The 22,732-nt window shown below is 55.5% G+C and carries 12 protein-coding genes; 1 reads left to right on the plus strand and 11 read right to left on the minus strand.

The annotated features are described in order from the left end of the window. Positions 1-646: 646 nt before the first annotated feature. From INT33_RS19620 to INT33_RS19670, 11 genes are all read right to left on the minus strand, one after another. Positions 647-1,156 carry an REP-associated tyrosine transposase gene (locus INT33_RS19620; RefSeq protein ID WP_193092804.1) on the minus strand — a complete coding sequence of 170 codons (510 nt, stop codon included), beginning with the start codon at positions 1,154-1,156 and terminating at the stop codon, positions 647-649. Between the two features lie 225 nt (positions 1,157-1,381). Next, positions 1,382-1,795: a nucleoside diphosphate kinase regulator gene (gene rnk, locus INT33_RS19625; RefSeq protein WP_018915570.1), complete on the minus strand. Its 414-nt coding sequence runs from the start codon at positions 1,793-1,795 to the stop codon at positions 1,382-1,384. 152 nt (positions 1,796-1,947) lie between these two features. Next, positions 1,948-3,300, minus strand: coding sequence for an NADP-specific glutamate dehydrogenase (gdhA, locus tag INT33_RS19630; RefSeq protein ID WP_193092805.1), 1,353 nt, complete (start codon positions 3,298-3,300; stop codon positions 1,948-1,950). Between the two features lie 1,446 nt (positions 3,301-4,746). After that, positions 4,747-6,354 (minus strand): gamma-glutamyltransferase family protein, encoded by a 1,608-nt coding sequence (locus tag INT33_RS19635; RefSeq protein ID WP_192539584.1) that lies wholly within the window; start codon positions 6,352-6,354, stop codon positions 4,747-4,749. Between the two features lie 149 nt (positions 6,355-6,503). Continuing rightward, positions 6,504-7,034 carry a transcription/translation regulatory transformer protein RfaH gene (rfaH, locus tag INT33_RS19640; RefSeq protein ID WP_192539583.1) on the minus strand — a complete coding sequence of 177 codons (531 nt, stop codon included), beginning with the start codon at positions 7,032-7,034 and terminating at the stop codon, positions 6,504-6,506. 4 nt (positions 7,035-7,038) lie between these two features. After that, a complete protein-coding gene (locus INT33_RS19645) occupies positions 7,039-8,379 on the minus strand; it encodes an aminotransferase class I/II-fold pyridoxal phosphate-dependent enzyme (RefSeq protein ID WP_193092806.1) in 1,341 nt (446 codons plus the stop codon). Further along, positions 8,376-15,749 carry a type I polyketide synthase gene (locus tag INT33_RS19650; protein WP_193092807.1) on the minus strand — a complete coding sequence of 2,458 codons (7,374 nt, stop codon included), beginning with the start codon at positions 15,747-15,749 and terminating at the stop codon, positions 8,376-8,378. Before INT33_RS19650 ends, INT33_RS19645 begins: the two co-directional genes overlap by 4 nt. Next, positions 15,746-17,416 carry an LTA synthase family protein gene (locus INT33_RS19655; protein ID WP_193092808.1) on the minus strand — a complete coding sequence of 557 codons (1,671 nt, stop codon included), beginning with the start codon at positions 17,414-17,416 and terminating at the stop codon, positions 15,746-15,748. The genes INT33_RS19650 and INT33_RS19655 overlap by 4 nt, the downstream gene beginning before the upstream one ends. A gap of 1 nt (position 17,417) precedes the next feature. Further along, entirely contained in the window at positions 17,418-18,224 is an 807-nt protein-coding gene (locus INT33_RS19660; RefSeq protein WP_226940278.1) for an SDR family NAD(P)-dependent oxidoreductase, read from the minus strand. After that, entirely contained in the window at positions 18,221-19,456 is a 1,236-nt protein-coding gene (locus tag INT33_RS19665) for a capsule biosynthesis protein (RefSeq protein ID WP_193092809.1), read from the minus strand. Before INT33_RS19665 ends, INT33_RS19660 begins: the two co-directional genes overlap by 4 nt. A gap of 1 nt (position 19,457) precedes the next feature. Continuing rightward, positions 19,458-21,461 (minus strand): capsular polysaccharide biosynthesis protein, encoded by a 2,004-nt coding sequence (locus tag INT33_RS19670; protein WP_193092810.1) that lies wholly within the window; start codon positions 21,459-21,461, stop codon positions 19,458-19,460. Between the two features lie 290 nt (positions 21,462-21,751). Here INT33_RS19670 and INT33_RS19675 point away from each other — a divergent pair, with 290 nt between their 5' ends. Further along, complete coding sequence (locus tag INT33_RS19675) at positions 21,752-22,666, plus strand: cache domain-containing protein (protein WP_225736322.1); 915 nt, start codon at positions 21,752-21,754, stop codon at positions 22,664-22,666. Positions 22,667-22,732 lie beyond the last annotated feature (66 nt).

Below are 22,732 nucleotides of genomic sequence, written 5' to 3' on the forward strand. Positions count from 1 at the left end.
AGCGGTGCCGGGTTTGGGTGCCAAAGCCTAGGCGGCTGGCGCCGCCTCTCGCGGGTGCCTTATGCTCGTTCCTCGCATTCGTTACCGCGCGCTACGTTGTTGCCGGTTCCCAATTTGGCACGATAAAGGTGCTTGCCACATTTCAACCTGGTGCGAAATACATGTAGCGCGGCGTAAGCGTCAGCGCACCCGCGGGAGCAGCGCGAAGCGGTGCTGGGGTTGAGTGCCAAAGCCTAGGCGGCTGGCGCCACCTCTCGCGGGTGCCTTATGCTCGTTCCTCGCATTCGTTACCGCGCGCTACGGTTGTTGCCGGTTCCCAATTTGGCACGATAAAGGTGCTTGCCATATTTCAACCTGGTGCGAAATACATGTAGCGCGGCGTAAGCGTCAGCGCACCCGCGGGCGCATCGCGAAGCGGTGCCGGGTTTGGGTGCCAAAGCCTAGGCGGCTGGCGCCGCCTCTCGCGGGTGCCTTATGCTCGTTCCTCGCATTCGTTACCGCGCGCTACGGTTGTTGCCGGTTCCCAATTTGGCACGATAAAGGTGCTTGCCACATTTCAACCTGATGTGAAATACATGGAGCGCGGCGTAAGCGTCAGCGCACCCGCGAGAGCATCGCGAAGCGGTGCCTGGTGGCAGGCCAGTGCCTATTCCCAATTCATTTCGGCAACGTCGGGAATACGTTGTGAGCCCCAATCACTTTCGTACCAACCTTTCTCTACGCATTGGTGAAAGCTTGACCACTCCCAATCGCGCGGTGCTTTGGCCCAGCCGTGTTTTACGGGGTTGTAGTGAATGTAATCCATATGCCGCTGCCAATCGTGTTCATCACGGATCACGTGCTCCCAGAAGCCGCGTTGCCAAGCGCCTGAGCTTTTATTGGGACGCTGGAATTCATGGGATGCGTATTTTTTGATATCTCTCCAGCGGGAGGAGTAATCCGTATCACCTTCCGGCAGAACCCAGAGGCAGTGAAGATGATCGGGAAGTAGTACAAATGCGTCCATTACAAAAGGCCGTTCGTGGCGCACTCGCCGAAAAGCTCTCCCAAGGGCGTTTATATTGAGTTGATCGGCGAGCAATGGCTGGCGCGAATGAGTTACCACTGTAAAAAAATAGGTAGCGCCGGGGGCATGTGCTCGTCGATAAGTTGCCATTGCTGGCTTCCTTCAAAATATTTATAAATATTGCGAAGTAAGATTAATGCTTTGAGGAAAGTATTTCATCTTTGTGGCGCTTGTATTTATGTCAGGCCGCCGTTGCGGGTGCGCTAACGCTTACACCGCACTACACGTTCGTTGCATGTATTAAAGAAACCTTGGGCGCATCGACTACAGCGCCTGACGACTCTGGCCAGGCGCGAAAGGAGGGGCAAAAAATGCTTAACGATGAAACTGCTGTTCGCGTTCGGGCTGCCATAAGATGGCATCAATGCGAAGGCGTGCTTCAGCATTGTTAGGCAGCGGCCAGTCGATAATATCGCCTACTTTAAGGCCGATAAGGCCAGCGCCAATCGGGGCCATCACTGAGATACCGTCTTCCACCGTGCTTAGTGCATGGGGGTAAACCAGTGTGCGCACCATTTGACGCCCGCGGGTTAAATCGGTGAAGCGAATTTGGCTATTCATGCTGACCACATTGTCAGGAATATCCTTGGGATCAATCACTTCCCCACGGGCTAACTCTTCCTCGAGCAGCGTGGCTACGGCAAGCTCTTTATCGCTTGCGTTATCAATCAAGCGCTGCAAGCGTTCTGCATCAAGACGGTTAATAATAATGGGAGGACGCTGCCCCATGGTTACTCTCCTTAGAAAGCAATGAAATCAATCGTGTACTTCAATTAAACAGTAAATAAACGATTTTTGTACCTATCAATAAAAACAGCCCTCCCCAAAAAGGGAGGACTGTTCGCCACTGCCAGTGTAAGCGATCTAGCAGAGGAAGGCGATTACATTACTCCTTGCTCTATCATGGCGTCTGCGACCTTTCTGAACCCGGCAATATTAGCGCCCAGTACCAGGTTGGTGGGGTCGCCGAACTCTTCTGCTGTAGTAGAGCATTGCTGGTAAATATTGGCCATTATCTCTTTAAGCTTTTGGTCAACTTTTTCAAGCGGCCACTGTTCCATGCTGCTGTTTTGCGCCATTTCCAGCTGACTAGTTGCCACGCCACCAGCATTCGCTGCTTTACCTGGGCCGTAGGCAATCTTGGCAGCCAGGAAGCAGTCAACTGCCTCGGTAGTGGAGGGCATATTGGCGCCTTCACTTACACAGTTAACCCCGTTGGCGAGTAGCGTTATGGCATCGAACTCGGTTAATTCGTTTTGCGTGGCGCTGGGGAAGGCAGCGTCCGCTTTGATGTGCCAAACCGCATGACCACCTTGCGGGTAATCCCGCGCGCTAATGTAGTGGGCGTCAGGACGTTCGCTTAGGTACTCTTCAAGCGATACACGCTTTACTTCTTTGAGCTGCTTAAGAAGCTCAAGATCGATACCGTTGGGGTCGTGAATCGTGCCGCGAGAGTCGCTACAGGTAATGGGGGTGGCGCCCAGTTCATAAAGCTTTTCAATAGTGTAGATAGCCACGTTACCCGCGCCGGATACCAGGCAGGCTTTACCTTCAAGGCTTTCGCCACGGTCGGCCAGCATGTTTTGCGCGAAGTAAACTGCGCCATAACCAGTGGCTTCTTTGCGGCCCAGAGAGCCGCCCCAGTTCAAGCCCTTGCCGGTTAATACGCCTTCATAGCGACCGGTGAGGCGTTTGTATTGCCCGTACATATAGCCAATTTCGCGCGCGCCAACGCCGATATCACCCGCCGGCACATCGCGAGTAGGGCCGATATGACGGTAAAGTTCCGACATGAAGGCCTGGCAGAAACGCATTATTTCGTTGTCTGATTTGCCCTTCGGGTCAAAGTCAGAACCGCCTTTGCCGCCGCCAATAGGCAAGCCGGTTAAGGCGTTTTTAAAGATTTGTTCAAAACCTAAAAACTTGATAGTGCCTGCCGTTACGCTTGGGTGAAAGCGTAAGCCGCCTTTATACGGGCCAAGCGCTGAGTTGAACTGAATGCGGTAGCCTTTATTTACCCGCACTTGTCCTGAGTCATCTAGCCAGCAAACGCGGAACATGATCTGGCGCTCGGGTTCTACCATCCGCTCAATGATGCTGTGTTTAAGATAGTGCGGCTGGCGCTCAAACAGCGGACGCAGACATTCCAGCACTTCTTCGGCGGCTTGGTAAAATTCAACTTGAGCGGGGCTGCTAAGCTTTAAGCGGGTCAGCGTGTCGTGAACATAAGGCATGAAAAAGTACCATTTAATAGGGGTTAAAAACGTTGTTAGCTGGCCAGCTCTTTCAAGTATTAAACGGTTGATGCGCTTTTTTGCATACCCTATGTCGTTTCGGAATGAGTAAAAAAATATAAAAAATTAGACTAAAGTTGAAAGATATTTGCTCGAAACTATTTTATTAGTATTTTCTAACTAACAGTAATTAAACGTTTCCGGTTTTTGATGCAGAATTATTGGTGTATAGCGTCTAAGGGTGACTACCGCAGGCGGGCTGATGCTGCGCTGCGGCCGTGCCATCCAACCCCAGCACCGCTTCGCGCTGCTCCCGCGGGTGCGCTAACGCTTACACCGCGCTACATTTGAACGGTGCCATTTTTGATAGGGGCGTGAATCGTCGCGCGTGGTAACAAATCTTGCGAGGTACGAGCAAATACGGCATCCGCGGATGGCGGCTGCCAAGCTCTCCGGCCGTGCCATCCAACCCCAGCACCGCTTCGCGCTGCACCCGCGCCGGGCCGCCGCTGCGGGTGCGCTGACGCTTACACCGCGCTACATTTGAACGGTGCCATTTTTGATAGGGGCGTGAATCGTCGCGCGTGGTAACAAATCTTGCGAGGTACGAGCAAATACGGCATCCGCGGATGGCGGCTGCCAAGCTCTCCGGCCGTGCCATCCAACCCCAGCACCGCTTCGCGCTGCTCCCGCGGGTGCGCTGGCGCTTACCACGCGCTACATTTGAACGGTGCCATGTTTGATAGGGGCGAGAATCGTAGCGCGGGGTAACAAATCTTGCGAGGTACGAGCAAATGCGGCACCCGCGAATGGCGGCTGCCAAGCCGCCCGGGCCGTGCCACCCAACCTTGGCACCGCTTCGCGCTGCACCCGCGCCGGGCTGCGGGTGCGCTGGCGCTTACACCGCGCTACATTTGAACGGTGTCATGTTTGATAGGGGCGAGAATCGTAGCGCGTGGTAACAAATCTTGCGAGGTACGAGCAAATGCGGCACCCGCGAATGGCGGCTGCCAAGCCGCCCGGGCCGTGCCACCCAACCTTGGCAACGCTTCGCGCTGCTCCCGCGCCGGGCCGCCGCTGCGGGTGCGCTGGCGCTTACACCGCGCTACATTTGAACGGTGCCATGTTTGATAGGTGTGAGAATCGTAGCGCGTGGTAACAAATCTTGCGAGGTACGAGCAAATGCGGCACCCGCGAATGGCGGCTGCCAAGCCGCCCGGGCCGTGCCACCCAACCTTGGCACCGCTTCGCGCTGCTCCCGCGGGTGCGCTAACGCTTACACCGCGCTACATTTGAACGGTGCCATATTTGATAGGGGCGCGAATCGTAGAGTGGATAACGAAGGCGAGGTATACGCATCCGCGGCAGTGTTTGAGCCATCAATGCTGGAGGGTGTTATTGAATAACAAGGCGGCACAGGGCCGCCTTGGCTTGAATTGATATGAATTAAACGGGCAATACCGCGCCATCGGCGCGTGGCTCGGTGCCGCCTTGAAGCACGCCATTTTCTGCATTGCGTAGAATGATCTGCCCACGGCCAAACGTGAGTGCATCGGTGCTCCGGACAATATGATGACCGCGCCGCTCAAGCGCTTGGGCGAGATGGTCGGGGAAGCCTGGTTCTACCTCAACGGTTTTGCCTGCCACCCATTTCCAACGGGGAAGATCCAGCGCAGCCTGGGGGTTGAGCTTATCTGCCAGCATGCTGGCCACTACCTGTACGTGGCCTTGGGGTTGCATATACCCACCCATTACACCGAAGGGGCCAACCGCCCGGTTATCCTTGGTAATAAACCCGGGAATAATCGTGTGGTAAGTGCGCTTTCCGGGGCGCAGCACGTTGGCGTGTTGTTCATCAAGCGAGAAAGACCAGCCGCGGTTTTGCAGGCTGATGCCCGTGCCGGGTACCACAATGCCCGAGCCAAACCCTTCAAAATTGCTTTGGATAAAAGACACCATATTGCCTTCATCGTCGGCGGTTGCCAGGTAAACCGTTCCGCCTAGTAGCGGGTTGCCATGCAGTGGATCAATGGCTTGTTCGCCTATAAGGGCGGCGCGCTGTTCTAGATAGCGCGGGGCGAGCAATTGCTCGACGCTGTGCGTCATATCGCTATGCTCGGTGATATAACGTAGGCCATCCACATAGCCAAGTTTGGTGGCTTCGATACGTCGATGCAGCGTTTCAACCGGATCATGGGGCTCATCGCCAAGCGCTTCTAAAATACCGAGCGCCTGCAAGGCGATCAAGCCACTGCCGTTGGGTGGGATTTCCCAGATATCGTGACCTTGATAACGGACGTTGATCGGATCGACCCATTCTGATCTGAAGGCCGCAAGGTCTTCCTTGCGCAGAAAACCACCATGCTCGCGCGAGAAGGCGTCCATGGCATCGGCTAGCTCGCCTTGGTAAAACGCCTTGGCGCCGCTTTGGGCAATAGCGCGAAGCGTTTTGGCCATATCCGGCGAGCGCCAGATGTCACCCGCCTTGGGGGCGTGGCCTTCTGGGGCAAAGTGCTCAAACCAGGGCGCAAACTCCGGGCGGTCGTACTGCTTGTAGCGGGTGTAGGCTTTTTGCCAAAGCTGACTCACCACCGGCGAAACCGCGAAGCCCTCTTCGGCAAGGGCAATTGCAGGGGCCAGCAGCGTTGGCAGGGGCAGTTTGCCAAATCGCTCGGAAAGTGTGGCCCAGGCAGCCGGGGCGCCCGGCACGGTAACGGGGATTAACCCGTGTGCGGGCATTTCTTCATGGCCAAGCGCACGCAGGGCTTCTCCGCTTATGCCCATCGGGGCTCTGCCGCTGGCATTTAAACCGTGCAGCTTATCGTTGACCCATACCAGGGCAAACGCATCGCTACCGATACCATTAGAGGTAGGTTCAACGACGGTAAGCGCGGCCGCTGTGGCGATGGCTGCATCAATTGCATTGCCGCCTTGGCGCAAAATGTCTGCGCCTACTTGGGCAGCCAGCGATTGGGAAGTGGCTACCATGCCGCGTTTACCGAAAGTGACCATACGCCGAGACGCGGTGGGGTAGTAATGAGGGTCGAGATTCATTAACGAGCATCCTTATGCCTGGAAGTGCCAGGCAGGCCAATGTTTGTTTATGGCTCAACATTAGCAGGATAAGCTTATGAACGTCTTTTGATACTTAGGCTAAGCAAGCGTGCGCTTGCCTAGATGCCGCTAAGGTTTATGCTCACCACTCACGGCTTCCGCAACTGATCCAGAGGCACATTAAGGTGCTGAGGCCGCTGAAGTACGTTGAGCAGCACAATAGCGCGCTCTTCCCCTTTGCAGCGCTCGAATATGGCTTCCAGATCTTTAAAAGGGCCTTCGGTAATAGTGACCTTCTCACCCGCGCTGAAGTAGGTGTGGCTGCCTTCCTGGCGGTGGGGCTGGGCGCGAAGTGTCTCTACTAGTGCGCTGGGTACGCTTACGGGGTTATTACCAAAGGTGAGCAGGCGCAGTACGCCTCGTGTCGAGCGAATGGGCCGCCAGTTGCTCACTACTTGGTCAAGGCGAATAAACAGATAGTAGGGGAATAGAGGCTCGGTCACGGTGACAAGCTTGCCCTGGCGCCTGCGTTTAACATCCAGCACCGGATGAAACACCTCATAACCCTGGTTAGTGAGGTGCTCGGCGGCGCGAAATGATTCACTGCCTTTACACTGAATGACGTACCAGCTGGCGGAGGTGCCTTCTTCGCTGCCGGACGCTATGTGACTGGGTTCCATAGGGTTAGCTTTTGGCTTGGGCGAGCAGGGCGGCCAGGGCATCTAACGTTTGATCAATATGCTCCTGAGTGTGGGCATAGGATAGGAAAAACCGCAGTCGGGCACTCTTTTCAGGCACGGCCGGATGCAAGATCGGCTGAACATTGATGTGGTATTGCTCCAGCAGCGTATGGGAAAGATGCGCCGCCAGGGGCGAGCTGCCTACAATAATGGGCACTACGGCAGCACCAATGCTATGGCCGGTATCCATGCCGTGCTTTTTAGCTTGCTGCAGGAAGTAGCGGGAAATCGTGTGGAGTTTTTCTACCCGCTCTGGCTCCTGTTGCATTAGCTCCAGCACTTTGATGGATGGCGCTGCCACTTGGGCAGGCATTCCCACACTGTATAAAAAGCCGGGTGCAAAGTAGCGCAGCGTTTCTACCAGGGCTTTATTGCCCGCAATATAGCCACCGCAACCAGAGAGCGTTTTGCTCATGGTGCCCATCCAGATATCGACATCACGCGGGTCGATGGCAAAGTATTCGTGAAGCCCTAAGCCGTTATCGCCCATAACGCCAAAAGAGTGCGCTTCGTCGACCATCAGCCATACCTGATGGCGCTTTTTAAGCTCGATAAAGCGCGGCAGGTCAGGGATGTCGCCATCCATGCTGTAAAGCCCTTCGATGACCACAATCACACGTTCAAACTGATGGCGATGGCGGCTAAGCAGCGCATCAAGCGCGTCGGGGTCATTATGCGCAAACGACATCCGTTTGGCACCGGAAAGCTGCGCGCCGACCAATGAGCTGTTGTGAATATACTCATCGTGGAGCACGAGATCTTTAGGCCCCAGCAGATAGCCAAGCGTTGAAACGTTAGTGGCATGCCCGCTAACAAACGCAACCGCATCATCGACCTGGTAAGCCTTGGCGATGGCCTGTTCAAGCTCACGGTGAATCGGCCGTTCACCCGAGACTACCCGGCTGGCGGATACCGACGTGCCATAGCGAGCCACTGCATCGCTGGCCGCCTGGTTAACGCGTGGGTCGCCTGAATAGCCAAGGTAGTTGTAGCTGGCGAAGTTGATGCAGGGCTGCCCTTGAATAACGCTGGTTGCTCCGGCAATGCCTTCGTGCACTTTGAAGAAGGGGTCTTTCAACCCCAACTGTTCGGCGCCCTGGCGCAGCATGGCAAGCTGCTGATAGCCAGGGTGGGCATCAAATCGCGTAAAGCGCTCGGGCACCGGGCTTGAGGGTGTGTCGTTGCCCGGTGAGGGGCTGGCAGCGTTGGTTGTGGCACGTGGCATGGTGCGTTTACGTGCCTGTTCCAACAGCTGCCGTTTTAAATCAGAGCGCTTGGCGGTCATGGTGTCTCGGTCGTCGATGATGTTGAGGCAGACTCAGAGAGCCCGTCAGCCCCGTGGCGAGCGGCGAGAGAGGCTAACGCATCTTGTGGTGCTTCTTCAACATCATCGTCATGCTGGTGGAGCTTTTTAATCAGCACACCGGCAAGCTTGTTAAGCGTTGAGGCTTCGCTGAGCACCATGACCGGTACCTGAACGCCCAGGCGGTTTTCGATTGCGGTCATCAGCTCAACGCCCATCAACGAGTCAAAGCCCATATCGTAGACCGAGCGATTAACGTCAATCTTCTCTTCTTCGATCAGCAGAATACTCGCAAGCTCTGCGCGAAGTAGCTCTGTCACCGTGGTGTGCAGTTCTTCCGGCGAAAGGTCGGCAAGCAGGGCGCTGATATCATCATCACTTTCATGACTGTTATCGTCGTCACTGGCGCGGGCTATCTCGTTAAAGCGCGGCGCATTGGCAGTCGGTAAGAAGCGCGCCAGCGCGCCCCACTCAAGCTCCAGTACGCCAAGGCTTGGCCCGGGAGTTACCAGCATTTGCTCAAGCACGTTAAGCGCATCATCAGAGCGCAGGGCAGAACCGCCTAAACGCTCTTGCAACGCATCACGCGTACGCGTGTTGCGGGCCAGGAAGCCGACATCCTCAATCGCGCCCCAGCGTACGCAGGTCGCGGGAAGGCCCGCGGCTCGACGATTGGCTGCAAACGCTTCGAGCCAGTGGTTGGCGGCCACGTAATTGGCCTGGCCTGGGTTGCCGAAGAGCGTAGTCGCTGATGAGTAGAGGATAAAGAAATCCAACGGCTCGTCTCGTGTTAACGCATCCAGATGGCGGGCGCCTTCAATTTTGGGTGTTAGTACCTTTTGAATACGCTCGGCATCCAGGTTGCGAATCAGGCCGTCGTCAATCACCGTGGCGGCGTGCACGATACCGCGCAGCGGGCCAAGCTCAGCGTTGGCACGTGTCAGGACGTTCGCCAGCGCATTACGGTCGGTAATGTCGCAGGCAACTGCCATCACCTTGACGCCTTGGGCGTCGAATTCGGTGATAGCGGCTTGCGCTTCTTCACTGGAAGGGCCGCTGCGGCTAAGCAGAATTAGCTGGCGAGCGCCTTTACTGACCAGCCACTGAGCGGTTTTAAGACCGAACCCGCCCAGGCCGCCGGTCACCAGATAGCTGCCATTGTCGGTAAGGTTTAGCGTTTCACGGCCAAGCGCCTCGTTCTTGGGCGGCGCAATGGGCTGCTCGTAGGTAACGACGACTTTGCCGATCTGGCGCGCTTGCTGCATATAGCGGAAGGCGTCGATCACCTGGCTATGGCTAAACGCGGTAAACGGTAGCGGGCTGAGCGTGCCGTCGTTAAACAGCGCCATCATTTCCCCAAACAAACGCTGGGTAAGGGCGGGCTGTACCTTCATCAACTGGTCGGAGTCGATACCGAAATAGCTTAAGTTATTGCGGAACGGGCGCAGGCCGATATGCGTATTCTCGTAGAAATCGCGTTTACCCAGTTCCAGGAATCGACCAAAGGGGCGCAGGGCGCGCAGGTTTTGGTTGATGGCTTCTCCGGCAAGCGAGTTCAGTACGATATCGACACCTTCACCTTGGGTATCTTCGAGGATCTCTTCAGCAAAGGTGAGTGAGCGGGAGTCATAAAGGCGCTCAACGCCCATCAGGCGTAAAAAGTCACGCTTCTCTTCAGAGCCTACCGTGGCGTAAATTTCCGCGCCAAGCCACTGAGCAATTTGCAGCGCGGCAATGCCCACGCCGCCTGCTGCACCATGAATCAGGACTTTTTCGCCCGGCTCCAGGCGTGCCAGGTGTTTTAGAGCGTAGTACACGGTAAAGAACGTAGTGGGGATGGTCGCGGCGGCAGCGTAGCTTACGCCTTCCGGCAGCGGCGCCACCGCGTGCTGGCTGGCAATCAGCCGGTCACTGAAGCTTGCCGGGCCAAAGCCAACCACTGCTTGGCCTGGAGCGACGTGAGTAACGTTATCACCGACAGCGACCACTTCGCCGGAGAACTCAAGGCCGAGCGTCGGCCCGGCAAAACCGTTCTCGATCGCTTCATCAGACAGCAGGCCGAGGGTGTACATCACGTCACGGAAGTTAAGCCCCGTGGCTTTTACCTTGATTTCAACGTCATCGGCCTTGAGCGTGGGCAGCTCACGCGGGCGCCACTGTAGCTGGCGCAACTGGCCGGGAAGAGCAAAGCCGAGGGTCATTGCCTGCCGCGCAGAGGTGCCGTCAACTACCTGTTGAGGCGCCGGTGCCGGCAAGGTGCGCAGGCGAGTGGCAAAACGCTCACCGTTAGCATTAATGACGACTTCGTTTTCGCTATCCGGCGCGGTCAACGACTCGACCCATGCACTTAGCGCAGCATCACTGACGTCATAAGGGATATCCAGCAGGTTAGCGGTATGGCCAACGGCTTCATTGGCAAGCGAGCGACCAAAGCCCCAGAATGCGGCATCATCAAACATGTTGGCTTGCGCTTGCTGCGACTGCCACAGCACGCTAACGCCCTGAGTGGTCAACCATAGCGTTGCCGAGGCAAGCTCCGCGGCTTCAAGAGCCAGGCTCCACTGCTGAGCACGGTGGCAGCGTAACGTTTGCGCGGCGGTGCCACTATTGCCCAGGTCGCGCAGATCAATCACATTCAGCGTTTGGAGAGATTCACCCCATTCATCCAGCGACATTTGTAGCAGTTCACTGGGCGAGCCGTCGCTTTGCTCAACAATCACGCTTGCCTGACGCGCGGTAAGTGCGTTGGCAAGGCGCGCCGCGAGCGCTTCGTTGGCCTCATCGGTCACGATTAGCTGGCAAGCTGCATTCGCGCTGCTTTCCGTTGCCTGAGCAGATGACGATTCGGGCATCTGGGCATGCAGCAGATACGCGCCGGTATCACTTTCTTCAAGTTCGATAGGTGCTGAAACGCTAAAGCCTTGGGCGCTTAGCCACTCGCTTACTGTGGCGGGTTCCAGGGCGGTTTGATCAATCCCCGGCGTGGCTAGTACATCGTCTAGCCAGCGGCTGGGAGCAACGCCCACCACCATGATATGTGCCCCAGGCGCTAGCTGCCCTGGTAGGGCTTCAATCAACTGATACGTGCGGGCAGGCTGGGTGGCATCCGCGCTGATAAAGGCTAGCTGGGCTTTTTCTGCGTTTGCTAACGCCGGTGGCGCATCATCCAGCGACTGCACATCAATTAGCGGGTAACGCTCTTGCAGCTGCTCGGCCTGATGGCGTGCGCTGTCATGCGTGGTGATCACCCGGTAGTGATGATTTTTTGTTAGCGGTGAGCAGGCCAGCTGTTCCAGCAGGCGTTGCCCCAGCGCCGGTGCACATGAGCCAGCTTCAAGCAGCTGTAAGCGCTCGCTTGACCCTAAGGCGCCAAGTGATGCTTCCATCAGACTACCCAGCTCGCTGGCAAGCACTTGCCAGCCGCTTTCGCCTACCAGCACGCGATTAAGTCTTGCCAGGTGCTCTGTCGAAATACCCAGCGTATCTAACTGAGTAGAGCCATTTTGCAGCGCCTGACGATGCAGGCCGAGCCGGCCTACCAGATGAATCGGCGCAAAGTAGTCGGGGTAGTCCTGTACCAGTAGTTGCCAGATCGTTTCAGGCGGCAAGGCTTCTTCGTTACCCTCGACGGTAAAGCCTTGCTGGGCAAACGCTTCGCTGAGGCTATCCAGTAACGGGGCGACTTCCTGAGCATAACGCTGGCCGGTATGCGTAGCGTAACGATCGCCCAGCCCCGCCAAGCGGCTCAATGCTTCGGCAGGCAGGGGAAGCGGCGAAGCGCTAAGCGGCGCTGGCGTCAGCTCAACGTCCAGATAGCTAAACTGCTGGTGGTGAGCGCGGTTCAGGCGTATCGCCTTGAAGCGCGTCTGGCTGAGCACAGCAACGGCGTTGCCTGCCGCGTCATAGAGTTCGAAGTCAGCAGTAAACGAGTGGGGCGCACGCTTGCCCATCACTGCGCGGGCCAGTACCGGCGTACCGGCCTGAGTATTGACCTGTATACGGCCTACGCGAACGGGAACAAACGCCAGCTGAGAGGCAAACTCGCTGTGCTGTGCCAGCAGTGGAATAAACATCTGGAAGGCACTATCCAGAATGCCTGGGTGCACGTGAAGCGTCGATAGCTGTGCCTGAACGTCGCTGGACAAGTCGATCGCGCCGATCACGGCGTTATCTTCGATCCAGCCATGGCTGATCGCCTGGAACGCAGGGCCGTAATGCAGGCCGATGCGCTCAGCCATGTGTAAGTGATCCGCCAGGGTGTAATCCGGCGTGCGCGTAGGCAGTGCTGGCGCCTGGCGGTTGAGCAGAAAGCCGCGGCTTTCGTGCATATTGCGTGCTACTGCGTTCAACTGCCACTCAACGCCGGTGGCCGGCTCGCGTGAGTGAATGGCGATGCGCCCGTCATCCGGGTTAAGCGATAAGCGCAAGGTGCGGCCATTGGGGCCATCCAACAGCAACGGTGCGCGAATTTCCAGCTCTTCGATATCTAAAAGCGGGGTGTCTTTTTGCTGTAACGCGGCCGCTAAAGTTAATTCAACAAAGCCTGCCCCTGGGAATACTGCGCCTTCACCCACCACGTGGTCGGCAAGCCAGGGCTGGCGTTTGGTATCCAACTGGCTTTCCCAGGTATGCTCTTGCTGCGCAAGCGGATAACCCAGCAGCGGATGCTGGTAGTAGCGGGAAAGCAGGCCTTGGCCGTCTTCTGTGCTGTTGACCCAATGGCGTGTGCGCTGCCATGTGTAGCGCGGCAGTAATACGCGCTGGCCTTCCACGGGGAAGATATGGCGTATATCAAACGTTAGCCCGCTCAATAGCAGCTGGCTAACGCTTTGCTGAAGTTTTTCAAGGCCGGGTTTGTGACGCTCGATCGTGCCAATCACCAGCCCGTTACGCTCTTGCTGGCGCAGTGACTCATTAAGATAGCGACGCAGGATGGGGTGAGCGCCAATCTCTACAAAAACGTTATAACCCTGTTTAATCAGCGCGGTCGCGGCGTGATCGAATAGGACCGGTTCGCGGATATTTTCCCACCAATAGGTAGCACCTAAGGCGCTACCTTGGCTGAGTTCGCCAGTGACGGTTGAGTAATAGGGGAGCTGCGTCTCACGTGGCGTAATCGTGCTTAATGCATCAATCACGCCACTTTGAATACTGTCCATGGCCGGGCTATGGAAGGCATAATCCAAAGGCAGGCGTTTGGCAAAGGTGCTTTGCTCGCTTAAGGCTGCCTCAAGCGCGGTTAATTGGTCGTTCTCACCGGCCAGCGTAATCCCTTTAGGGCTGTTAATACCTGCCAGACACACCTGATTGAATTCTGGTTTGGCAAGCAAGGGGGCAATGTCCTCAGCGCTCATGGCAACCGCGGTCATGCCACCCATGCCCCGGGTTTTGCCTTGATAGAAGCTGCGGTAATAGATCACTTTTACCGCGTCTTCAAGGCTTAACGCGCCCGATGCCCAGGCGGCGGCGACTTCACCCACGCTGTGTCCAAATACCGCTGTCGGCAGGACGCCTTGCGCTTTAAGCCATTCGGTTAACGCTACCTGCAGCGCAAAAAGAGCGGGCTGGGCAATTTCGGTAAGCTCGAAGCGGTTCTCACCGTTTTGACCGGTAAGCTCGGCGCGTAGTGAAAAATCGCCGTACTGCTGGAACAGAGCATCTACACGATCAATTGCCTCGGCAAATACCGGGGCCGACTCGAGCAGGTCACGGCCCATGGTTTCCCATTGGCAGCCGTTGCCGTCATACACAAACACAGGCCCGCGGGCATTGGTTAGCCGCTCCAGGGTGGTGACGCTTGTGGTCTCCCCCTCGGCGTATTGGTTTAGCGCCGCGGCGGCCTCTTCTGGCGTTTTAGCAAAGCAGAGCGCACCAAATGCGTGCTGTTCACGATGATGGAATAGCGTATGGGCAATATCGTAAAACGCATTGCTGCCATCATTAGCGCTGTCTTGATTATGGCTGGCGGTAAAGTGCGCCGCGAGATTCTGGGCCGTCGCGGTAAGCGCTTCCTGGCTTTTGGCACTTAGCCGGATAGGCACGGCGTGGGCGGGCGCTTGTCTGGGCGCTGGTAATTTTTCAGGCGCACTTTCCAGAATGACGTGGGCGTTAGCGCCGCCAAAGCCAAACGAGTTAATCCCGATCACCAGGCGACCCTCTTTTTTCAGGGGCTGGGCTTTGGTGACGACGTGCAGGTTCCATTCATCAAATTTAATGCGCGGATTAAGCTTACGAATACCGATGGTGGCGGGCACTTCGCGGTGCTGCAAACTGTAAAGTGCTTTGGCAAGACCGGCTACCCCTGACGCGGTTTCCAGGTGACCGACGTTGCTTTTAATAGAACCAATCGGGAGCGGCGTTTGACGATATTTGCCCAAGGCTTCGCCAATGGCGCGGGTTTCTATCGGATCACCCACGGCGGTGCCCGTGCCGTGAGCTTCCAAGTAGTCGATCTCGTCGGGCGCAATCCCTGCCTGCGCGTAGGCACGGCGCATCAGGTCGATCTGGGCGGTAGGGTTGGGCACCGTGATACCCGATTTATGGCCATCGGTATTCACTGCCGAGCCCGCCACTACTGCCAAAATATTGTCGTCGTCAGCGATGGCTTGGTCGTAGTCTTTGAGCAGGAAAAGCCCGGCGCCTTCAGAGCGTACGTAGCCGTTGCCCGCTTCATCGAACACCTGGCAGCGACCGGTCGGCGACAGCATGCTCGCCTTGGAGAAAATAATAAAACCGTACGGGTGAAGGTGAAGGCTAATGCCGCCGGCCAGCGCCATGTTGGTTTCACTGCTGCGAATAGACTGGCAGGCCTGGTGAAATGCAACCATGGATGATGAGCAGGCCGTATCCAACGACATGCTGGGGCCATGCAGGTCAAACACGTAAGACAGACGGTTTGAGGCAATGCTGGATGTGTTGCCCGTGGCGGTCGAGGCATCGATGGCCGCCATGTCATCGGCCATACGGTACGAGTAATCAAGGCTGGCAACGCCTAGGAACACTCCACACTGGCTGCCACGCAGGCTGCTTGGCACGATGCCAGCGCTTTCCATGGTTTCCCAGGCGAGCTCTAGCAGCATGCGCTGCTGAGGGTCCATATTGGCCGCTTCGCGGGGCGAAATGCCAAAGAACTCAGCATCGAATCCACTAATATCACCAAGGCTACCCGCGGCAAACGTGACGCTGGTGCCGGGATGGCGTTTGTCCGGGTGCCAGAAGGCGTCATGGCTCCAGCGGTCAGGCGCCACTTGGGTAACTAAATCTTTCTCGGCTTGCAGGTCCTGCCAGAACGTTTCAGGGGTGGTGCCGGGGAAACGATGGGCGGCGCCGATAATGGCAACGCGTTTAGTCATTCTTGCTCCTGAGGTTCTGGTTCTGCCTTGATTACATCGCTACTTATACCGCGTCCAAACGCTTGTTTAAATAGCTGGACGCCAAGTTCGCTGGCTTCCAGCGCGTACGGCTCATGCTGGTGTTGCGCTGTATCGCATGATCGTACCTGAGACTGACTGGGCAATTCCGTTGACCATATCATGTACGGGGTATGACCTTTAGGCGGTGAAAAGTATTCATACGCTGCCGGTAGAATCGGCACATGATCGCCATACCAGCCTAGCAGCCCCGGCCTTTTAGCCTCATTCAGGGCTGTTTTGACATTGGCCAGCATTTTGTCGGCCTCGCCCAAATGGCGCAAATACACAGATAAATCGCGCAAGTGCGTGGGCAGTGGCCAGGGCGCTGTGGGCAGCGTAGCCGCTAAACTTTCTTGCTGAGGCGCTTCCAAGTGTAGCGGGCCATGGTTTTCCATGGTAATGACGAATACAAAAAACGGTCTATTATCGCTATCTTCAAGCAGTCGTCCAACCTTTCGTGCCACGGCTAAGTCGCCAATGTACTGGCCTTGCTTATCGCTGCTCTCAAAACTGCTGATATCGATGAACTGATCAAACCCTAAGAGGGGGATCACTTTATGACGCATATAGAAGCTGGCGGGGTAGGGGTGAATACATACCGTACGGTAACCCGCTGCCTGAAACGTGCTCGCAAGGCTGGGAAGTGGATGACGTGACAGCGTGCGATAGGGGTTAAATTGGCGCGGCCCCCAGGCGCTGGGTGAAAGCCCGGTGAGTACCGCGCATTCCGTGCGCACGGTATTGGCGCCCCAGGCAGGCACACTTAGCTCCCCATGCTCTAGGGCTTGCTTACGCGTCGCATCAAAATGCGTTAACAAGCTGCCGCTGACATCTGCATACCAGGGGCGCGGATCAAAAAACGATTCGCTTTGCACCAACACGACATTGGACCGTGCTTCTGATGAAGCATCGCCGTGTAACGGTGTGCGGTGGTCTTCTTTCAGATGATGGGCTAACTGATAAAACGGCGATTGTTCCGGTGCGGGCGCGGAGGAGCGCATTAACGCAACGCCGTAGGCCCAAAGGCTTGCGAATAGCCCCAGACGGTTCATGTCATCAACAGGGTTCAGCGTAATTGGCGCAAGCGCTCGCCAACCCAGCGTAACCAGCAGCACGCCTGACACGCTTATCAGCAAGCAGTGGGTAATAAAACGCTGCCCGCCCCAGCGCGATACTAGCGAAGGCTCCCAATACACAAACGCCCCAATAGCTGCCGCTCCCGCACCAATCGCGGCAATGGCAAGGCCAGTACCAAAAAAAGGTACATAAAGGCGGGGATGAAGAATAGCATCCCAGAAGTATTCAAAATCGTGGCAAATAAACGGTTCGTTCAGCGTGCGTGATTTGGTATTGCTGGATTGAACGACGACAAGCTGTAGTGAAAGAATAAAAATTACCGCAAACCAGGGGCGCTGAAGCACTAAAACAAATACGCCAAACAGCAATAGCCAACTGCCCAGGTGCACGCTGTTGGCCGCCAAGCCGCGCCGCCAAAGCGGTTGAGGGCGCGGGCTAAGCAGCGCTTCAAAAACGATCGTTCCAAGCAGGCCTGTTAATAGAGGCCATAGTAGCTGAAATAGTAGCTGAATAGACAGTGAGGTGGTCATATTAACCACCCCCTGGGTGTTCAATATGATCAAAGCCCAGACGTTTGATCAGCCACTGGGAAACCCCAGCAGGAAGTACCGCCAGCCACCAGGTACCGAAATTAAGCGGGAAAGGGAAGCTAATGCGCGCCCGGTTAGCCTCAATCGCGCGTTTGATTACCTTGGCTGCCCGCTCCGGTGGCCATTCGAACGGCTTGGGGCCGGGCATGGCGTTGCACATGGGTGACGTTACATAGCCAGGCATTATCACGGTCACACCGATGCCGTGAGGGGCCAGCAGGCCGCGCAGGCCTTCGCCGTAGGCTTTAATGCCTGCTTTGCTGGCGCTATACGTCGGTGTGGAAGGCAGGCCGTGCCACCCGGCAAGCGAACTGATAAACACCAGCTGACCGCTGCCCCGCGCCTGCATCGCGGGCACCAAGTGCTGAGCCATGGCGATTGGCGTTTTGAGGTTTATATCCAATAGGGCCTGCACATCGTCCCAGGGTTCCAGCGACCCTGATACTTGGGGATGGGTGTTTTTACCCGCGTTGGCTATCACGATATCTGGCAGGTGCTCTGCACAAAGGGCATGAAGCCACTGCGCGAGCGCTGTCTCATCAGTAAGATTGACCGAGGCAGTGGTTACTTGTGCACCCTGTTCGCGGCAGGTGTCGGCTAGAGCCAAGAGTACCTCTTGCTGCCGGCCATGCAGCACTAAATGGGTGTGCTGGTTGGCGTAGGCTTTTGCCAGCGCACCGCCAATGGCGCCCGTCGCCCCGGTAATCAATACGCAGCGCTGGGCGCCGGATGTTGACGCGATGCTCAAAGTAATTTCTCCAGCGGCGATGGGCAGGCTTCCAGTATGTTGGCTGCATTGTTGACCGCGAGGTCAATGCTGGGCTGGCAGTAGAAACCGCCGTTGACCTGTACGGTATGCATCACCGTGTTGCGGAAGTAGTTAAAAAGCTCCTGACTTGGCTTGGGCGGCTGATTCCAAAACTCATTCAGACTTCCTTCATAGGTAAGCCCGGCGAGGTTGTAGATCGGGTCGCTCAGCGCGAAGGTGGGGCACTGCTTCTCCAGAGAAACAAACCCGACGGTGCTGTTAACCGTTACGGTACCCACGGCATGTTTGATAAGCGTGTCTAAATTACCTGACTCCAAATAGACGATGCGCTCTTGCAGGCCGTAAAACTGGGCCAATTGTTTAATGATGTTGGCATAGTTCACCAGCCCCATATCCAGCGGATGGTTTTTTATGCACAGCAGCGCGTCGCTTGGCGCATGCTCGGCAAACGACCCCATTACATGATCCATCACTTCCTGCATATTGGCATAAGGCGAGTGGTCACGAATCTGGGCATCCGTATTTAGCTGAAGCGGCAATATAAAGTAAGGCTTGGCGCTTTCAATCAACGTTTTAATACGCTGGGCGTCGCGCTTTTTCCACTGCTTCAACAGCGTAAAACGCTTGATATAACCAGCGTACTCGACTGGCGCCGTAATGGGCGCATGGTTACGATAATGCGGCGCCACCAACGGGTTGGCTAACCCCGCCAGATGATAGGCAACATCGTGCATGGCGCGAATCTTAAACGATGAACGAAAGCGCACGGGTGGGGGCATTTCAGGCAGCGCTTTACCCGTTTCATAGAACCACGTGGGGTCACGGGGTAAAAGCGAATGCCCGTTAACACCATCGCGCTCAAGCGTTACCCAGAAAGGGCGAAAGTAGCCCTCTTCAAATACATGCGTGCGCACTCCAGCCTTTTGGGCATTATCAACCGCAGGCCGATGAATAGGCCGACGGTCGCCAAACATTACCTGATCAGTGATCGCGTAGCGCTGCCAGAGTGATTCAATATAGGCCGGCAGTTCACTTAATGGGGCGCGAAATAAATGGTTTTCACTATGCGTCCGTTGCCAGTAAGCAATATCGCCTGCGTTGAAGTTGACCTTAACCACGCGGTGGCCGTCGTCAGAAAGCCTACGTGCCAAACGCTGATAGAAGGGCGAGCAGACCCCTTGTAAGAATAAGAATGCGCGCTTTTGCTTCAACTCAATGTCTTCCAATCAATAAATTACGGTAAAGCCGGTAGAGACGCTGCTTCCATGTCAGCGTCGGCTGGTATGTTCTTGCCTGTTCTAAAAGACTAACGACGGTTTCCGCATTGCAAAGCTGGCGGCTTAACGGGTCTACATAGCACGGGTAGAGAATTAACGTGCCTGCTACCAGCGCATCGAGCGATAAACGGCATGAACGGCGCTCGCAGCGCATGGCATCCTGCGTTAATCCCCAGCCAGCGTAAAAAGGCATGCCATAGGTTACGACCTCGCGGTGGCGTAATAGTGCCTCAAATCCGGTTAATGAACTCATGGTGTGAACCGCATCGACGCGCTCTAATAGTGTCGCGATATCCATATGGCTGGCATCTAAATCATACAGGCGTTGGGTATCGGGTTCGAGTGCCCCTATGCGCGCGCCACTTATCACATCAGGGTGTGCTTTATAGATGATGTAGGCGTCAGGGTTGGCCGCGCGAACCGCTTTTAAAAGCGCATTATTAGTACGTATTTGAGGCGAGCCCATGGCGATGGAGGCGTCACTTTCGACTTGGCCCGGTACCAAAATCATCCGCTTATTGTACGGCAAATCGATAGAGCTGTGCCCGCGGACGTTGTATTTGGAAAGCTTTAACGCCACCAAGCGCTCTCGCAGCTGCGCTGCTCGTTCAAGCAGATCATCGCTAAACGCTGTGTGCTGGAGTAGTGTTTCCAGGTCACTTGGCTGGTTCGGGTCGTAATAAATGCCCTGGGCGTCAATCACTAGCGAAAGTGGCTGGGTAAGATCCACGCCCAAACCCACTGAGCGAATGAAACCATCCTCGATTCGCCATATGTGAGGCATTAGCGCTGTGTGCTGCTGCTCGAATTTTGGGTCAATACGGCTGGACCACACTAAAAGTTTTTGTGCAGGCGGCTTATTGGGCAGCGCCGCTTGATAGGTAAGCTGCGCCGCGCCTCCCATAAAATGATGAATAAAACGCCGCTTCCAGGATGAAAAGCCGCACGCCAGCCACTCGCCGCACAGCCGCTCCTGCTGGCGTTTTTGATCAGCAATTAGTGCGATGGTGTCCTCTAATGTAGAGGGCTTAAGCGTGTAGGGGTTGGCGTAGCGCGTATAGCGTAAATAGGCTGCCGCAAACACTTCATTTAGCGACCGCTGTTTACGTCGTCGTGAGCAGGGAACTTGGTCTTGGGTTAATCCCCAACTGGCATAGAAGGGCAAACCAAAACAGTGAACGCGTTTGCCCGCCAGCAAAGCTTCAAACCCCAGTTGGCTGGTAACCACATACACCGTATCCACCTGATCAAATAGCGCCCAGGGGTTAACATCTTCACTAATCAAGCGACAGCGCGGATGGTTTTGTGCGTTTAACAGGTGCCCTTGTTTTTTACCGGCAATGACGTCTGGGTGTATTTTGACCAGAATTTCAGCGTCTGGATGGTCGTTCAACGCGGCTTCCAGCATGCGCTCGAAGCTTTCTGCACTTGCACCGCCAAATTCAATCGAGGCATCACCTGCGGTTTGGTCAACTACCAACACCCTCGCCAGGGGCGAGTAGTCTATAGTAATGTCCGGTGCATGATTGTATTTTGAAAGGCGATAGCGGGAGAGCTGCTTGATACATCGCTCGGCATGATGAATTTCATCTGATGTAAACGAAGCGGTATTTAGCCAGTTTTCGAGATCCGAGGGCCGTGAGGCATCATAATAAATGCCGGTATGGTCAACCACTACGCTATGCGCTTGAAAGCCGGCCACGCCAAGGCCAAGCGAGCGTAAAAAGCCGTCTTCCAGCGCGATATAAGGTAGCCGGTGACGTTTGGCATAACGCCTTGCCGCAAGGCTTGTCGGTTTTAGGCCCCAGCCAATGACGGCATCAGGCTTTTTTTGAAATGATCGTAGGCGTGAGAAGTGGCTAAATTCAGACAGCAGAGCGGGAAGCGTGTCTATTTTACCAATGCCTGCTGATGTGTAACCTGCCGTGCTTTTCGCCATGAGAGGATCGTCGTTAGTAACGGGATAATAAGCTAGGCGAGCGAACATACGTGAAACCGGCGCGCTTATCAATTGAGCGCAGTAAGTACTTACTAATTTTTACCAAATAGCACAAATAATCGAATAGTTTAAAAATAATAGAATTAACTTTGTTTTAATCAACGCGCACAATAATGATGTTTTTGGTAATTTAGTATTAACTCGAATAATGAGTGGTGTGCAAGTACAGGGAAGTATTCAAAAAAGGATAATAGGTGCTCTTGTCTTACCCATTAAAGAAAATACGTTCTTTGAGGACGCTGAAAGGTCGGCTACTGCTGGGACTTTCAGGAACCTTATTGTTGCTGGTTGCACTGCTGTTGGGTTTGGCATGGCAGGTGGGCAAAACCCTGGTGCTTGAAACCAATATGGCTCACTTGCGCTACGAAGCACGGCTCTTGGCAGATGAGGTCACTCAGCAAGTTGAGTTACGCATTGATGCACTGCAGCGTCTAGACCGAATTATTGGCTATAGCGATGATCCCGAATGGCTAAGTTACGAGCTGCGCCACAACGATACCATGATGGCCTGGTTTGATGGCATTGTGGTGATTGGTAGAGATGGGCGCGTTATTGCTGACTGGCCAAGTGTTGTGGGACGCGTAGGGCTTGATACGTCTGATACCGAGTTTTTCAAAATGGTGCGTGGAACGCGGCAGCCGCACATGAGTGAGCCTTTTACAGGCCGAGCCAGCAATGCACCTATGGTATTGGTGAGCGTGCCGCGTATTAATGATAGCGGCGAGTTCGTGGGCATGGTGGGTGGTGTGCTCAGTCTTGATTCAGGCGGGCTGTTTAGCCGTTTGGCGAAAGTGCGTCTAGGTGAGCAAGGCTATGCCGGTGTGGCGACTGCTTCTGGAACCATACTGTATCACCCGGAGGTCACCCTGATTAATACTGAAATAGCGGTTCCCGCGGCTAATCCTTTATTGGATCAGGCGCTTGACGGTTGGCAGGGGGATGGCGTTGGTGAGTTGTTTAGCGGACAAATAGGCTTGCAGGCCTATACGCAGGTATGGCCCGCAAACTGGATTATTGGCCTTTTTTTACCCAATGAGCAGGCGCAGCTACCGCTATCTGGGTTTATTCATAAGCTAGGATGGATGTGGCTATCGCTGGCCATTCTGATGATGCCAATACTGTGGTTTTTATTAGGGAGGCTCTGAAAAAGTCTCTGCCTTCAGCGATAATACGAACATCGTCAACTGCATAGGGTTCAGTGCTGCCATGGA

The organism is Halomonas colorata, assembly GCF_014897985.1.
Taxonomy (GTDB): domain Bacteria; phylum Pseudomonadota; class Gammaproteobacteria; order Pseudomonadales; family Halomonadaceae; genus Vreelandella; species Vreelandella colorata.